Source organism: Nocardia abscessus NBRC 100374 (assembly GCF_000308455.1).
Taxonomy (GTDB): domain Bacteria; phylum Actinomycetota; class Actinomycetes; order Mycobacteriales; family Mycobacteriaceae; genus Nocardia; species Nocardia abscessus.
Window position 1 is genome coordinate 1 of the sequence record NZ_BAFP01000252.1, and the last position, 14,994, is coordinate 14,994.

The following is a 14,994-nucleotide window of genomic DNA, read 5'->3' on the forward strand; positions in this document are numbered from 1 at the left end:
TTCCCACCCAGTGCGGTGAGCCGGTCCAGCAGGAACTTCTCGGTGTCGGCCTGGGAGATCATCAGCGTGTACGGGTAGGCGGTGGGCAGTTCACTGAACGGCACCGCCATCAGCAGCCGATCCCGGTCGCGGATCGTGAACGTCGGGGTTTGCACACCGCGGGCGACCAGAGCCGGGACCACACCGTAGGGCTCCAATATTTCCAGGGTGCGCGGATGCACCACCGCCGCGCGAGAGGTATTGGCGCCCTCGGCCTGCCGGTCCACGATCACCACCTCGCGATCGAGCTGTTCCAGCACGACCGCGGCAGCGAGCCCGACCGGGCCGGCTCCGACGATCAGCACGTCTGCGATGGGGCTCTTCATAACGACTCCTTGAGGTAAAACGCTTGTTGTCATTCGAGTAGAAGGACGGTGAACAATGTCAACGCCTGTTGGCCTACAATTGTTGGTGTTAGAAGACGCGAGTAGATGCGGCGCCGCGGACGCAGGCCGCGTTACCTGACGGCCGCGTGTTCGCCGACGAATCATCGGCGTGATCGGCGCATCCATGCGACCAAGAGCCGGTTGATCCGACACCGCAGCGGGTGGTGTGGCTCCGGTTCCCCCAGGGGCAATGGCGCACGGGCGCGGGGACTGTCAGGTGCCGGTCGGGACCTGCCGGAAGAAGTCGATCTGGTCGGCGACCACGGTGTCCCGCAAGGCCGGGTCGGTGTAGAAGGAGAAATGGGTGCCGGGATATACCCTCAACTCGCCGCGCGGCGCGGCGTCGGCCAGCGCGCGACTCGTCTCCACCGGCGTCTCGTGATCCTCGGCGGCAGCGCAGACCAGCAATGGGCACGACAGTCGTGCAGCAGCCTCCGCAGGACGGTAGCGCATCATCGCCAGCAGCGCGCGAGGAGCGATGACGTTGCGCCACAGAGTTTCCCCACCTCCGGTGAGGGTCTGAATGTGACGCTCCGCTTCCGGCGTCGCGGTCACGGCGAGCTCCCCTGGCCGACCGACCATCGGGATGTAATACGGGCGCATGCCCGCCGCGCCACGCAGCCGATCCCAGAGGATCGCGCCGAGCAGCTTCACCGTGTCCCGGACCTTTCTCCCCTCGACCCGCTTCGGAAAGCCGTTGAACGGGATCTGCGCCACGACGGCACCTAAGCGCGGGTCGTCGGCCGCGACAGCAACAGCGTGCGCTCCACCGAGCGAGTTACCCCACAACAGAATCCGGTCGGCGTCGATGCGTGGGTGACCGCGAGCGAATTCGACAGCGGCGCGAATATCGGCGAGCTGACCGGCGATCTCGGGTACCTGCCGCGGTTCGCCGGCGCTCTCGCCGAAGCTACGGTAGTCGAACACCAATGCCGCGAAGCCCGCGCCGGCGAAGCGCTCGGCATAGTCGAAAAGCCGGTCCATCGTTCCACTGAAGCCGTGACAGAGCACCACACACGGCACCTGGCTGGAACCGGTGGGCAGAAAGAGCCGTCCGGCACATCGGACACCGGCGACGTCGAACGAGACCTTGGTACGCATAAGGGCCATCCCTGCGGCATAGACTGACTGTCGGTAAGTACAGTAGCGGAATTTTTGACTGTAGGTAAGTGATTACATGACACCTGAGCGCATACTCGCGGCCGCGCGCGTCCTGTTCGCCACCCGCGGCTACCGAGCCACCTCCATGCAGGCCATCGCAGACGAGGTGGGCGTCACCAAAGCCGCCCTCTACTACCACTTCGACTCCAAGGACGCGATCCTGCACCAGCTCACGCTGCCGCTGCTGGACGAATTGGACGCGGTGCTGGCCGAGGCCGAGTCGGAACCGAGCGCCGAGGAGGTCCGGTGGCGGGCGATCGAGGGTTATGTCGATGTGCACCTGCGCCACCGGCACACCCTGACCATGCTGGTCAGAGATATGACACTGCTCGTCCAAGCTCCGGTGGCCGATCGTTTCCGCGCCGCGATCGCCTTGGCGAACGAGCTGGTGGCGGGTCCCGGGAGCGGGATCGAGCAGCGGGTGCGGGCGTCTCAGGTGGTCGCGGGCCTGGCCGACCCCGTCGTCCTGTTCCGCAACGAACCGGTCGATCGGCTGAGGCAATTGATCCTGGATGGCGCGCGGGCGCTGCTGGGCGAACCCATCGAGCCCAGGCCGACCGGTCGCGCCAGGGGCCGCAACGGGGGACGGCCCGCGAAACTCACCGGCGAGCAGATCGAACAGGCGCGCTCGATGCACGCCGACGGCGACGATGCCGAGGACATCGCTACCCGTTTCGGGGTCTCCCGGGCAACCCTCTACAGGTATCTCAAAAACTAATGATTATGAGATTTGATTATGAGATTCGTCCCGCGTTCGCTCTCGCGCATGTGCCGACCTGCGCCCCCTCAGCGGAGGAATGTGGTCATCAACGGGTTGGTTTGTGCGGCGCAATCCTCATGGACGGTGTGGCCGCAGTTGTGTGGGAAGTGCCGGGGCCGTTCGCGTATGGCTTGGGGTCGCGCAGAACGCGCCTGGCTCCACGAGGTCATGGACGGCGACGGCATACGAGTAGCGGACGAGCAGCCCCGCCCTCAGACCCACACCCGTCATCGGAAGGACTGAACATGCTTGCGTCCTGGTACGACCAGCAGGGGCCCGGCCGCCGAAGTGCTCCAGCTCGGTGAGCTGCCCGACCCCACCCCCGGCTCCGGTGAGGTCCGTGTCCGTGTCCGCGTCACCGTCTCCGGCGCCAATCCCGGCGACACCAAGAAGCGTCGCGGCTGGATCGGCTCGGCCATGCCCTATCCGCGGGTGATCCCGCACACCGACGCCGCCGGCATCATCGACGCCGTTGGCGACGGCGTCGACGCGCGCCACGTCGGGACGCGCGTGTGGGTGTACGGCGCCCAGTCCTACCGCCCCTTCGGCACCGCCGCCCAGTACACCGTCGTCCCCGGCGACCTCGCCGTCCCACTGCCCGACCACCTGTCCGACGACCTCGGCGCGAGCCTGGGCATCCCCGGCATCACCGCGCACCGCACCGTCTTCGCCGACGGCACCGTCGACGGCAAACTGGTGCTGATCAACGGCGTGCTCGGCGGGGTCGGCTCACTGGCCGCCCAGCTCGCCCGCTGGGGCGGGGCCACGGTCATCGGCACCGTCCGACGCGGCACCGAACTGGACAGGATCGATCCCGAGGTCGTCTCCCACGCCGTCGCCCTCGACTCAGGCGACCCCGCCGCCGCGGTCCGCGCCCACGCACCCGACGGCGTGGACCGGATCATCGAGGTCGCCCTGTCCGACAACGCCGACCTGGACGACGCCGTCGCTGCGAACGACGCGGTCATCGCCGCGTACGCCACCCGCCACGACCGCACCGAAATCCCGTTCTGGACCCTGCTGTTCAACAACGTCACCCTGCGCTTGCTCGGCAGCGACGACTTCCCCGCCGAAGCTAGGCGCCAGGCCCCCCGCGACCTCACCGCCGCGGCCGCCGTCGGCGCCCTCACCGTCGATGTCGCCAAGGCTCACGACCGCATCGACGCCGGCGGTCGCGGCCGTGTACTGGTCGACATCCCCCAGTAAAGAAGCTCCGGCGTGACCTCCTCATCCCCCAGCAGTCGAGCGTGAGGGCGCTGCGGGGCGGGGTGGAAGCCTCCGCCGCCGGTTCGGGAGCCTGCGTATCGGGCGCGGTGCGGGGCCTGGCAGCATGGCCGCTGCACCGGCGAGATCGAGTTGGGAGTTCATGTCCAGCTCGAACCGGCCGTAGGGTCCACATGGGTCCAGAACAGCGGAGACTCGGCCCGCCGGTCGGCATCGGTGAGCCGCTTCTGCCACTGCCCGTTGGGCGATTCGGACACTACGGCGCAGCGCAGACAGAAATGGCCGCCGGCGAGGCGGAAACCGGACCTTGGAACTCATCCGAGGGGCTGTCGAGCGCCGCTGTAGACCTGTGCCAGGAACTCGTCTGCCAACGGGACGACTTCGGCCAGATGGGTTTCCAGTAGCCAATGCCCACCGTCGAACAGATGCAAAGGAACATGTGGGAGATCGCGCGTGTACGCGCGGGCCGACTGCTCGGGCATGTACCCGTCGTGGACACCCCACACGATGAGAGTGGGTGGCGCCTGCTCGCGCAGGTACTGCTGTTCCTTCGGAAACCAGCCCAACGTGGAAGGCTGATCTTCCAGCAGTCGGATCAGATTCGCGATGCGTTGCGGTGTGCACATCAATGTCCAGTGCAAAGTCCAGAGGTCGGGGCTGATCCGTGCTGCCATCGCGTCGGGCAATTCGCCCAGGAACTCGCTGCGAAATCCTTCCAGGCTCACGTGCTGAGCCAGGCGATGGCGCGATATAGGACCAGGGTTGTTCCACAGCTCCGTCAAGAAGTCATATTTGGGACCGAAAGCATCCGCGTAGATATCACCGTTTTGGATGATCAATCCCATGACTCGATCAGGCGCGGCCAAAGCGAGCCGGAAGCCGAACTGAGAGCCGTAATCATGCAGCCAGAGAACATATTGCGTCAGTGCCAACTCCTCCACGAACGCTTGCAGGAACTCGGCGTACGCATCGAAGGTGTAATCGAATTCTTCCGGAGTCGGGGTCGCGCTGTAGCCGAACCCGGGGAGATCTGGAGCTATCAGTCGCCACCGAACACCCAATGTGGACAGAAGCCCACGGTACACATAGGACGAACCTGGATAGCCATGCGGTAACAACAGGACAGGGGCATCCGCAGGGCCCGCTTCCCGATAAAAGATGTCGATTCCACGTATGTCCGCTCGCCGATGATGAACTGCTGTGAGACCGTTCGACATACTCTGCGGTTTGACAGGTTTCGCCTCGGCAAACACTCGTCCCAACCGGTGTGCGCCCTTGGCTGAAGCTCCCCGCCCGATGCGGCGGCACCTACTGGGGTCTCGCGGTACCGCCGGCGGTGTGTTCGGCTGGCCCTGCGGCAGCCGTCAGGTCGAGCGATGGCACCGCCAACCGTTGTCGTATGTCACCTGGAACTGGTCAGCCGCACCGAAAGCGGCTGCGGTGGCAGCGCAAGCCGCCGCTCGCATGGCCGTCGGCTCGGTATCAACCAAGCTCATCCCCGCCCACATCAACCGCACCGTCCAGTCGGAAGCGTCGATACCGAGCCGGCCGAGTGCATCTAAAGCATCAGCCGCTCCCCCGAGCGCCGCGGCTACCTCTTCCCCGTCCAGCTCTGGTTGCGCGGACGTAGTGTCGGCTGGATCGACCGCCCAAACGACAGCGCAACCGCGAGCTGGATCGGCGCGAGCGAGAACCACCCGGACATGTGCGAACCCACCCCGACCACCCCCCTGACGCATCAGCCGGTACTCCCCGACAGACCCTTCACTCGCTGGCATGGGAAGTAGTCTCGCCAGGCGATCTCGGCCAGCGCAAGCATGCGCTCCTGAGGTTCCTGTCGCCGAATAATTCTCGACTGACTCTGCGGAGTTACGAGAAGGTGGCGCGGGCCCGCCGTCTCGCCGCAACACCGCCGCGTAGGCGGCGGCTCACTCGATGTCGGGGGCGGCGAGGCAGCGTGGTGGCGATGACCTGCCGAATCCCGCCGCCGGCACGCTGACGATCACATCGACAGCCAAGGTCGCGCCGGCCCTGCGGTGACGCCGATCGAAGAACAAGCCCCCGGCGCCGACCGCCAGGGCCAGCGTGCAAACCGGCGAAATCATCGATGAGCGCTGCCCGATGTCACACCCCGGGCGTGCTGCGTCGTCATTGAGACGAACCCATCCGGGCCAGGACCCACCAGAGAGAACCGAGAAGAATCTCATGAACACTGCATATGTCGTCGCCAATATCGTCGCTGCCGCCTGGGTCGGCTTCTCGGCGTTCTCGCTGCTGCGCCGGGCCGCGTTCGTCGTGGACCCGCTGGTGGAATACGGAGTGCCGCAATCGTGGTGGACGCCACTGGGACTGGCCAAGGCCGCTGGAGCGCTCGGGCTGATCATCGGCCTTTTCGTCCCCGCGATCGGAGTCGCCGCGGCCATCGGCCTGATCCTGTACTTCGCAGGTGCGGTGATCACCGTGCTGCGGGCCCGCTCGTACAAGACCGTGGCGTTTCCGATGCTGTACCTGATTCCGGTCGCGGTCGCGCTGGGTCTGGGCGTCGCCGCGTAAGGAAAGCGACGCGTAGTCGGCGGTGTCATTGCGGGCCTTGACCGGGGTCCATACCGGCCAAGGCGGCCAGCACTCGCACCACGCGGCGAAGGAAACTCTCACCGGTGCTGGAGCGTCGTGGCACCACGCATGCCACGACGCCGGCGACGACTACGGCGTAGCGGAGAGGTCTGGAGCGCGCACCCACGTGGTGACGTGGCCGTGAATGATGTGCTTGGTCCGAGCGACACGCCTTGCCACCGCATCGACACCGATCGGTGCGCCGAGCTCTACCCTTCGACTGTGGCGACCACCCCTTCGGAGCTCCACACCCACCAGGACGTGAGCGCGTCCTGCGCCCTGTGCACGCAGCCCGTGGACGATGCGCCGCCTCGGCATATGACTGCGGCGGAGTTTCGGGAACACGGTCGCGCGGTGGTGGATTGGGTGGCCGACTACTGGGAGCGGGTGGAATCCCTGCCGGTGTTGTCGACGGTGCCGCCCGGTGCGGTGCGTGCGCAACTGCCGTCATCGCCACCGGAGTCGGGTGAGCCGTTTGCCGACCTGCTCGACGATATGGACCGCATTATCGTGCCCGGCTTGACGCATTGGCAGCATCGCCTGCACACGACCATGCGGCAGAGGCGAGCAACGCTCGCTATACCTCTCTCCGCGGTGGGACCGGTGCTGCACCTGAAATGGGCTCCCTCCCCTGGACGGCGCGTGCGTCAGGACGCGATATCGCCGCTGTGCCTGGACTGCAGCATTCGGCGTGCCCCCGTCAGTGCCGCGGCGCCGAGGACCTGTTCCAGTTGCTCCCAGCGGGTGACCAGGTCGGCGAGCATCATCATCATGACATCGGGGAAGGCGTAGAGGAACGTTTTGTAACGGTAGTGGTCGAGGTAGTAGAGACGGACTGCGGTCACGGCCGTGACGGCGGCGGTTCTGGCGTCGAAGAACAGGTCGTGGCCGCCGAGGATACTGCCTCTGGCCAGCACGGCGCGGTCGTAGACACCGCCGAAATCGACCTCCACGTCACCCTCGGCGACCACGTAGACGCCGTGGGCGGTGTCGTCTTCGCGGAAGATGGGGTCGCCGGGGGCGTAGGTGAGTTCATCGAACATGGAGGCAAGGGTTTCCAGGTCGGCGTCGACAAGGGGCGCGAACAACGGCACGCCGAAGGGGTCGACGCCATCGCTGAGGCACGCCACGCGAGCTCTCAGACAGTCGAAGCTCAAATGCTTCATACGCATTCGCGCGAAGCGTTTCATGCGGTCGATATCGCGGCGCTGTCGGCGCGAGGTCTCGGTGCTCGGCGGGCTGTAGATCGACGGGTCGTCGGCGATTCGGGCCGCTTCGCGTAGACCCGACTCGTAGGCACTGTGGACGCAGCCCCAGTGGTAACTGTTGGTCGCCTCGCCCGCGAAGAACAGGCGCGCGCCGACGGGTTCGGCGAGGGAGTCCAGGTCGCGCGGGGAAGCATCGACACCGATGCAGGCGTAGGAACCGAGCGCGTAGGGGTCCGATGACCATGCCGTTCGGGAAACATGCCTGGGTTCGGGAGTGTTCGTGCCGAAGATATCCCGCACGACGCCGATAGCGTAATCCTGGACCTCGACATCGGTCCAAGACTCCAAGTCGCGCCCGAGCGATGCGCCGAGCAGCAACACCAGAATAGGCTTGCCGTGCGACTTCCACATGCTGATGACCACGGTCGGGTAACTGTCGGTCTCACGGCACAGATAACCGAAGACGTATTGCTCCGCAGGCCAGAAGATTCGGTCGTAGTGCAAGGCGATCTTGTTCAGCGTGCCGAACCCGACGCGGTCGATGGCACGGCGTTTGGTTTCCGGCAGTGGCGGACTGAACTCGATCTCATTCGACTTGAGGACGCCGAGTGGTACGGTGACCAGCACCCTGTCGGCTTCGTGGACGCCGAGGTCCGTTGTCACCCGCACCGGTGTCGAACCGTCGCCGGTGTCGATCCGGCGCACAACGGTTTCCAGTTCTATGGTCAGATCCTCGGCGAGTGCCTCGACCACCGCCTGGTAGCCGCCGTGCAGGACGCTGTCGCCATAACCGTAGACGCGGTAGCCGTCCTCCCAGAACTTGAACGAGAGGCCGCCGGGATCCTCACCGACGTCTTCGCGCAGAATCACATTGAGGTGATAGCGGATGGCCTGTTCGTCGTCGTGAGTGTGGCCCGCTTCAGCGATGATCTGGTCGATGACCGCAGCGAGCGGCACATCGGGGTGTCCGCTGCGGCGGGCGATCTCCGCGCGTCGCTCCAGTTCGTGGAGTAATTTGTCGGCGAGTTCCAGTGTCCGATTCTTCACCGTCGCGGGGCTGATCTGGCGATCGGGTCCGAACAGTGTCAGACTATCGAATCCACCGGTATAGGAACTGTCGCCGCCGACATAACTATGCGGGATTTCGAGTTGTTCGACCAATTCGGTGATCGGATTGCCCTCCGTACCGTGTATCCAGTGCGCGCCCAGGTCGACACCGTCGCTGTCGGTCCAGATCCGGCCGCCGATCCGGTTGCGCGCCTCGAGCACGGTCACCGCATGGCCTAGCTTCTGAAGAGATTGTGCCGCAGTCAATCCCGCGATACCCGCGCCCACTACGAGCACGCTCGACGGCCTCTTTTCGATGGCTGCGTCGCCGATCGTTGCCTGCCCCGCGAGAGTGGGCTCCGAGCCATTGCTCGGTGAAAAATCACTCAGCTGCTCCATCGTCACAGTATCGGGGAAAGGCGTTGCGCGAGAGCGCGTTCTACAATGTTCGCTTATCACCCAAGCGACCATTTGGTAATCCGAAACAGGCAAGCTCCAAGTTCAAATCAGCTGACCGGAAATGCCCATAGGATGGACCCGCCGAGCGACTCTACCTCACACGCAACAGTGGACGCGGCGTCGAGATCACATCCATCGCCATTGCCGGCACTGTGTTTGCGGCGAAATGATTTTGGTCCAGAAGTCGTGGCGTACTGCGTCCCACAACGTGTTCAGTTCCGGAAGGAGTTCTCGTGCTTGTGCGAGATCCGGAAAGTTGTCGGGGCCGAAGGATGCGATCGGCGTGGCGCCGGATTCGTCATGGACGGCGACGATGGAGATCAGGTGGTCATGAAACAGCCGCCATGTCGCGCGTAATCCGTCGGATTCGGTTAGTCGCATATCGTCCATGTTTGCTTTCATCTTGTCAACTATGTTCCATAGCGTTTTCAACCGTTGTCGATGTCGACGGTGAGAAACATAAAAGTTCCATTATATTCAGCTAATAGGCGTACGCGGTCGTGTGAAATATGCGATTGGAGCACCTGGTGGTTGCTCTTCAGTGCGGGCGCAGCCGTGCCGCGGCGACGGCGAGAACGGCAGACGCTGACCGACTGGAGTAATTCCGCACGCGCTCACCTGCATTCACTTACCTACGATAAGTGCGGGCAACCAATGCCGAACGCAGGTGCCACAGCCCGCTGGCCTGGGTGGGATCGAACCCCGTGAGCTGACCGATCCGCTTGAGCCGGTAGTCCACGGTGTTGGTGTGTACGTGCAGTAGCCGCGCTGTGCGCTGGCGGTTGAGGTTGTGCGCGATATGGATTTGCAGGGTCTCCAGGAGTTCCGGGTGTTCGTCCAGTGGATCGAGCAGCGACCCGACACAGTCGCGGGCGGGGCCGGGGCGGGTGAGCTGGTATTCCAGAGCCAGATCGTCGAAGTGATACAGGCCTGGCACCGACCGCAACCGGGTGACCATGTCGAGTAGTTGATGGGCTTGATCGGCAGCGGTGGGCACGGTGTCGGTGGGGGCGGTGACCACCGCGGCGGTGATGGGCACGCGGGCCGCCTGCGACAGGTGGGCGATCAGTTCCTCCAGAGCAACCTCGGTGATGTGATCGGCGGGGATGAGCAGGGTGCCGCCGTCGATCGACAGCAGTGACAGCACGGTGTCGTCGCAGCGGGTGGCCAGCTCCGCCTGCACGCGCCGGAGTTTGCGGCGGGCGACGACTTGCGCGTCCAGTATCGGGTTGGATTCGTCCGGGTGCGACGGAATGGCAAGGGCAATTACGCGATAGCGGTCGGAGATTTCGATGCCGCATTCGCGGGCCATGGTGGAGGTGGGATGACCCCCGAGCAGCGCCGAGGTGAGCGTGTGCACCGCGGTGTGGTGCTCCGACACGACCGCGCGCAGTTCTCGCACATAGGCCAGGCGTCCAGCTGGTGAAGCTGGCCCACATCCAGCTCGCCCATCGCACCGGCGACCTGGCGGTATACGCGGTGACCATGGTCAGCGTGGTGTTTTTGAACCTGCTCGAGGGCGTGCTGATCGGCCTGGCTATGGCGTTCTCGATGCTGCTGTGGCGAGTGGTGAAGGTATCGGTACGGGCCACACCGGTGGCGGGCACCGACCGCTGGATCGTCCGCGTCGACGGCACGTGCACGTTCCTGGCGCTGCCGAAGCTGACCAAGGAACTGGCCACGGTGCCGGCCGGTACCGACGTACTGGTCGAGCTGACCGTCGACTTCCTCGACCACGCCGGCTACGAGGCCATCCACGACTGGGCCCGCCAGCACGAAAGTACCGGTGGAAACGTGGAATTCGTCGAGATCGGAACCGCCCGCATGGAACACGCCATGACCCGGCCACCCCGGCGCGGCCGGGCGCGCGGCATTCTCGACGAGTTGCTCGGCCCGTGGCGCGAGCGCAACGGCGACGCGGTCGCAGCCGGCGTGGTCGCCTACCATCGCAGCCACGCCCACGTGATGCGGCCGCACCTGGACCAGCTGCGCGACCGGCAAGATCCGCACTCGCTGTTCCTCACCTGCGCCGACTCGCGCATCGTGCCCAACGTGATCACCAACAGCGGTCCCGGTGACCTGTTCACCGTCCGCAACGTCGGCAACCTGCACCCCGCAGACGGATCGGACGCCTCGGTCGAGGCGGCCCTGTCCTTCGCGGTGGACACCCTGAAGGTGCACAACGTGGTGGTGTGCGGCCATTCCTCCTGCGGTGCCATGAAGACCCTGCTGGCCGGCACCTCCGCCGGACCGGGACTGGACACCTGGCTCGCCCATGCCCGCCCAAGCCTGGATGCCTACCGCGCCGGGCACCCGGTGCGGGCCGTTGCGGCGGCCGCGGGATACGACGAAACCGCCCAGCTGAGCATGGTCAACGTCGCCGTTCAGCTCGAGATCCTGCAACGCCACCCGGTGATCCGTCAGGCCGCCGCTGCACGCGGCCTGACGGTATCGGGCCTATTCTTCGACATCTCCACCGCGTGCGTGCTCGAGGTCACCACCGACAGCGTCAGCGAATTCACCGACCGGGTCGCCGAACCGGTCATCGTGACCGGTCGGGTGCGAGCTCGCCGGTCCACCAGATGAGCTCACGCCCGTGGTGGCAAGACCATTCGGACCACACGTCGGTCGCCGAGATCCGGCGTACGCCGCCGCAAAGGTGAGCCCGCCCACCTCGGCGGTGCTCCGGACACCGCTCCTGGTCGGGCGTACTTCCGTCATCGCAGCGCTTCCTCGGCTTCCTGGCGGTGCGCGTCGGAGTCGGGGCTGCACTCCTATGCATGACTACCCTCTCCACTGTGCCCCCGCCGTTGTGACGCACTGCGAATGCGTGGCACTGCCCGCCGTCATCTGCCCGCCAGGAACATCGGTGAATATGAGTCGAGAGGCAGGGCAACGTCTTCGCTGCGCGGTGATGGTCTGGTCAGCGGTGGGCAGGTGGGCCCGGCAGTTGCCCGGCTCGCCACCGTGCCGTCGCCCGCCCGATATCGGTTGCTGGAGGCTCGCCGTAGAGCCACTCACGGGCCAGGCGATGCCAATTGTTGGTCGTCTCGAGCTGACCGAGTGCAGCGAAGGTGAACAACTCCGCCCGCCTGGAGAACACGTGCTCAGCCGGAAGCAGCTGATGCCGTATACCCCGGAATTCGTCCGCCCTCGGGTCGACGGCGAGCACCACTGCCGCGGTGGCGAGTTCCGGGGTGATCGTGATCTCCTCGTCGAGCAGATGCCAACCGGAGGCGGCCCACACGTATTCCAGGCATTCCTGTGGCGTGACGCTCGCGTCCGGGTCGATGATGCCGCGTCCGACCCACGCCTGGTAGAGATCCTCGGCCCGGTGTTCTCCGGCGGCGAGCAGGGACGCACGCTCGAACTCGGCGTCCGCGGGATTCATCCGGTAATAGAGCCCGAAATCCACGAAGGCGAGGCGACCGTCCCTGTCCAGAAGGATGTTGCCGGGATGCGGGTCACCGCAGAACTCGTAGTCGGAGAACAGCGAACTGATGTAGAAGCGGTAGATCAGCTCACCGATCCGATCTCGGTCGGCCCCGGGCAGAGCCTGAATCTCTTGGAAGGACCTCCCTTCGACGAACTCTGTCACAAGAACGTGGTGCGTGCAGTGTTCTCCCACACTGTCGGGGACGGTGATGAAGGGGTGTTCGTGGAAGCGCGACGCGACTGCATGCTGAGTCCGCGCTTCGCGCAGGTAGTCGAGTTCACCGCCGATGTTGCGTGCGATCTCGTCCAGCACGGCGGCGTCGGCCGCGCTCGGCAGCACGGATCTGCACAGCTTGGCGAACAACTGCAAGTTACGCATGTCCGCCGCGACGGCCTCATCCACACCGGGGTATTTCACCTTTACCGCGACCATGCGCCCGTCATGCAACTTCGCCCGATACACCTGGCCGATCGAGGCCGCGGCCACCGGCGTCTGCTCGAAATCGGCGAACACTCGCGACATCGGCCCGAGATCACCTTCGATGACCTTCCGCATCGACCTGAACGGAACCTCCGGTGCGCGATCTCGAAGTTCGGCGAGCTTCACCCGAAACAGTTCACGGTGGGATTCGGGAACGAGGTCGACATCGAGAACCGACAGCATCTGGCCCAGCTTCATCGCCGCGCCCTTCATGCCGCCGAGCACTGTGACCATTTGCTGCGCGGCTTGCAGAGCGGACCGCTCGGCAAGTATCTGCCGGGCTTCGTCAGGCCGACCGATCATGGACAACCGAGACCCGACTCCACGCACAGCCTGCCCCGCGACCAGTCGGCCCAACCGACTCCCCCGCGCCAGTCGACCTCTGGGCAGCTGACCAGCCGCCATCAGCACCTCCGTGGGCCGGCCCATGACCTATATCGCGTCGCTGGTTTCGGCCGTTCCCGCAGCGTCGGCCGTCACTTCAACGGTCTAACAACCTACAACAAGCAGCAGTGATATTCGACAGCTGAAGTTGAAGTGAGCGAAGCTCAGTTTTCGACCACAAGACAGGGAAGTGTGATGCCGCAGAAGGCCGCTCGACAGCGCCGTCGCCCGACCCAGCAGCGCGCGAAGGAAACGAAGGAGCAGATCCTCGACACCGCGGCGCGGTTGTTCGGTGAGTGTGGAATCGCTGAAACCTCGACGAACCGGATCGCGGCGGAGGCCGGGTTGAGCATCGGTACGGTCTATCGGTACTTCCCCGATCGGACCGCGATCGTCGATGAGCTGCTCGAGCGCCTTCTCGAAAACGCGGAGCGGCGCTTCACACACTGGGTGTCGGACTTGTCGCAGCGCCCGATCCCCCAGCTGCTCCCCTCGATTCCGAAGGTGCTCGGCGAGATGCTGGAGCTTTTCACCGAAGAGTTGGTCGCCAACGCGTATCTGGTGCGCGCGCTGGGCGGCGGAGTTCAATCCCATGGCAGCGGCATTCCCGAGTTCGAGCCACGTCTGCGTCCGCTGGTCAAGGTGCTGTTGATCCAGCTCCTCGGCCCGGGAGACGATCACAAATATGACGTGATGGCATACGTGCTGATCAATATCGGCTTCACGGCGGTGCTGCGCACAACGGCCCTGGAGGTCGACGAGCATGAACGTCGCGAGGCCATCGCGATGACCGCACAGATGATCTGCGCATGGCTCGAGGCTGAAGTGCGGGCTGCTCAACTGACGTCGCTACCCTGAGCCCTGCGGTCAGGACTGTGTCAGCGCGTCCTGCCAATAAACCCCGGGAGTGCGTGCCGATCGGCTGAAGATCGAAGGGGGCCAGGATGGCCAACGATCTGTGGTCCGCACCGAATCGGGCATTCCACACCGATCGACCCTGCGACGACTGGCGTCCACTGCTGGATCCAGTTGCAGAAGGATTGCACAACTCATGGCCGACGTTCGCTGCTCGCTCGGCATGTGAGCGCTATCGCAAATAGTGAGCAACTGCCTCGCGTAACCACCGAAGAATTTCTGCTAACGCTGTGACGAACGGTCTTCCACCGCATGTCACTGCCGTGATCCACTGACCCCGAGGGGTTGGGCAAAGAAGAGTGGAAGGTGAGTTCTGGATCCTCTTATCGTTGGACCACGACCGATGAAGGGCCAGGTCGAATGCGTTCGCTGTGGGAGTTCGGCCGCCTCGCACGGCTGCCGACCGCACCATCGGCCGGTAGAACCGCAGCAACTAGGCGGAAGGGAGTCGACGATGACCACCGACGGGGCACTTGGGAATGGATTGACCGTCTCGGGCAAACCGATGCCTTTACCCATACAGGGCGTGCGGGGGGTGTCTCGGCAGCTGCTCCCCGGTGACGTCGTCCCTGGTGACGTCCCCGCCATCACCAGGGTCTGTCTCGAGCTGTCGGTCAGCATGCTGGACGGGCAGGATATTCCGGCGAAGACCGGCCGGCTGGCCGAAGCGGCGGCCGATTGGGCCCGGGAGGGCGTGCCGATCGACACGATCCTGCATTCCATCCATGAAAGATTGAAGCTCGGTATGGATCTCATCTTCTCGAACGTGACGGTGAAGGACTACGCCAATCTCGTGGACGGCGTGAAACTGGTGGTGGAAATGCTCGACATCATGAGCGCGACAGTCGCCCGCGCCTATGTCCGTGAGCACAAGGCGGCAAG

Annotated in this window: 13 protein-coding genes and 1 pseudogene; 6 read left to right on the forward strand and 8 right to left on the reverse strand. The window is 64.9% G+C overall.

What is annotated here, in order from left to right:
- Together ON19_RS31590 and ON19_RS31595 are read right to left on the reverse strand one after the other, a co-directional pair.
- The coding region (locus tag ON19_RS31590) for an FAD-dependent oxidoreductase (RefSeq protein WP_043701160.1) at positions 1-365 on the reverse strand (365 nt) is incomplete at its 3' end.
- 273 nt (positions 366-638) lie between these two features.
- Positions 639-1,526: an alpha/beta hydrolase gene (locus ON19_RS31595; protein WP_043701162.1), complete on the reverse strand. Its 888-nt coding sequence runs from the start codon at positions 1,524-1,526 to the stop codon at positions 639-641.
- 76 nt (positions 1,527-1,602) lie between these two features.
- On the opposite strand from ON19_RS31595, the gene ON19_RS44440 reads away from it, so the two are divergent.
- The gene (locus ON19_RS44440; protein WP_043701164.1) at positions 1,603-2,304 is read left to right on the forward strand and encodes a TetR family transcriptional regulator; all 702 of its coding nucleotides are present in this window, start codon (positions 1,603-1,605) and stop codon (positions 2,302-2,304) included.
- 291 nt (positions 2,305-2,595) lie between these two features.
- Positions 2,596-3,552 (forward strand): NADPH:quinone reductase, encoded by a 957-nt coding sequence (locus ON19_RS31605; protein ID WP_218006507.1) that lies wholly within the window; start codon positions 2,596-2,598, stop codon positions 3,550-3,552.
- 332 nt (positions 3,553-3,884) lie between these two features.
- Here ON19_RS31605 and ON19_RS31610 read toward each other — a convergent pair whose 3' ends face one another.
- Positions 3,885-4,655: an alpha/beta fold hydrolase gene (locus ON19_RS31610; protein ID WP_438803653.1), complete on the reverse strand. Its 771-nt coding sequence runs from the start codon at positions 4,653-4,655 to the stop codon at positions 3,885-3,887.
- A gap of 843 nt (positions 4,656-5,498) precedes the next feature.
- Positions 5,499-5,777 carry a hypothetical protein gene (locus ON19_RS42380; protein WP_157229922.1) on the reverse strand — a complete coding sequence of 93 codons (279 nt, stop codon included), beginning with the start codon at positions 5,775-5,777 and terminating at the stop codon, positions 5,499-5,501.
- Here ON19_RS42380 and ON19_RS31615 point away from each other — a divergent pair.
- Positions 5,776-6,123, forward strand: coding sequence for a DoxX family protein (locus ON19_RS31615; protein ID WP_043701169.1), 348 nt, complete (start codon positions 5,776-5,778; stop codon positions 6,121-6,123). The genes ON19_RS42380 and ON19_RS31615 overlap by 2 nt on opposite strands.
- Positions 6,124-6,830: 707 nt before the next feature.
- Here the strand turns inward: ON19_RS31615 and ON19_RS31620 are convergent.
- The 3 genes and pseudogenes from ON19_RS31620 to ON19_RS31630 form a co-directional block, all read right to left on the reverse strand.
- Positions 6,831-8,909, reverse strand: coding sequence for an FAD-dependent oxidoreductase (locus tag ON19_RS31620; RefSeq protein ID WP_218006508.1), 2,079 nt, complete (start codon positions 8,907-8,909; stop codon positions 6,831-6,833).
- 114 nt (positions 8,910-9,023) lie between these two features.
- Positions 9,024-9,299, reverse strand: coding sequence for a hypothetical protein (locus tag ON19_RS31625; RefSeq protein WP_157229923.1), 276 nt, complete (start codon positions 9,297-9,299; stop codon positions 9,024-9,026).
- 226 nt (positions 9,300-9,525) lie between these two features.
- Positions 9,526-10,308: pseudogene (locus ON19_RS31630) on the reverse strand (PucR family transcriptional regulator); the annotation flags it as partial.
- A gap of 11 nt (positions 10,309-10,319) precedes the next feature.
- Between ON19_RS31630 and ON19_RS31635 the strand changes: the two are divergent.
- Positions 10,320-11,483 carry a carbonic anhydrase gene (locus ON19_RS31635; RefSeq protein ID WP_051169494.1) on the forward strand — a complete coding sequence of 388 codons (1,164 nt, stop codon included), beginning with the start codon at positions 10,320-10,322 and terminating at the stop codon, positions 11,481-11,483.
- A 337-nt stretch (positions 11,484-11,820) separates the two neighbouring features.
- Here ON19_RS31635 and ON19_RS31640 read toward each other — a convergent pair whose 3' ends face one another.
- Positions 11,821-13,218 carry an ABC1 kinase family protein gene (locus tag ON19_RS31640; protein ID WP_043701186.1) on the reverse strand — a complete coding sequence of 466 codons (1,398 nt, stop codon included), beginning with the start codon at positions 13,216-13,218 and terminating at the stop codon, positions 11,821-11,823.
- A gap of 174 nt (positions 13,219-13,392) precedes the next feature.
- Here ON19_RS31640 and ON19_RS31645 point away from each other — a divergent pair, with 174 nt between their 5' ends.
- Both ON19_RS31645 and ON19_RS31650 read left to right on the forward strand, forming a co-directional pair.
- Complete coding sequence (locus ON19_RS31645) at positions 13,393-14,055, forward strand: TetR/AcrR family transcriptional regulator (protein WP_043701173.1); 663 nt, start codon at positions 13,393-13,395, stop codon at positions 14,053-14,055.
- Positions 14,056-14,566: 511 nt separating this feature from the next.
- Positions 14,567-14,994: RsbRD N-terminal domain-containing protein (locus ON19_RS31650; RefSeq protein ID WP_498043928.1), on the forward strand; the 428-nt coding region annotated here is incomplete at its 3' end.

Excerpts from the sequence above, each read along its gene's own strand:
- ON19_RS31595 (WP_043701162.1), bottom strand. The coding sequence starts at position 1,526 with ATGCGTACCAAGGTCTCGTTCGACGTCGCCGGTGTCCGATGTGCCGGA.
- ON19_RS44440 (WP_043701164.1), top strand. The coding sequence starts at position 1,603 with ATGACACCTGAGCGCATACTCGCGGCCGCGCGCGTCCTGTTCGCCACC.
- ON19_RS31615 (WP_043701169.1), top strand. The coding sequence starts at position 5,776 with ATGAACACTGCATATGTCGTCGCCAATATCGTCGCTGCCGCCTGGGTC.
- ON19_RS42380 (WP_157229922.1), bottom strand. The coding sequence starts at position 5,777 with ATGAGATTCTTCTCGGTTCTCTCTGGTGGGTCCTGGCCCGGATGGGTT.
- ON19_RS31620 (WP_218006508.1), bottom strand. The coding sequence starts at position 8,909 with ATGGTCGCTTGGGTGATAAGCGAACATTGTAGAACGCGCTCTCGCGCA.
- ON19_RS31625 (WP_157229923.1), bottom strand. The coding sequence starts at position 9,299 with ATGAAAGCAAACATGGACGATATGCGACTAACCGAATCCGACGGATTA.
- ON19_RS31640 (WP_043701186.1), bottom strand. The coding sequence starts at position 13,218 with ATGGCGGCTGGTCAGCTGCCCAGAGGTCGACTGGCGCGGGGGAGTCGG.
- ON19_RS31645 (WP_043701173.1), top strand. The coding sequence starts at position 13,393 with ATGCCGCAGAAGGCCGCTCGACAGCGCCGTCGCCCGACCCAGCAGCGC.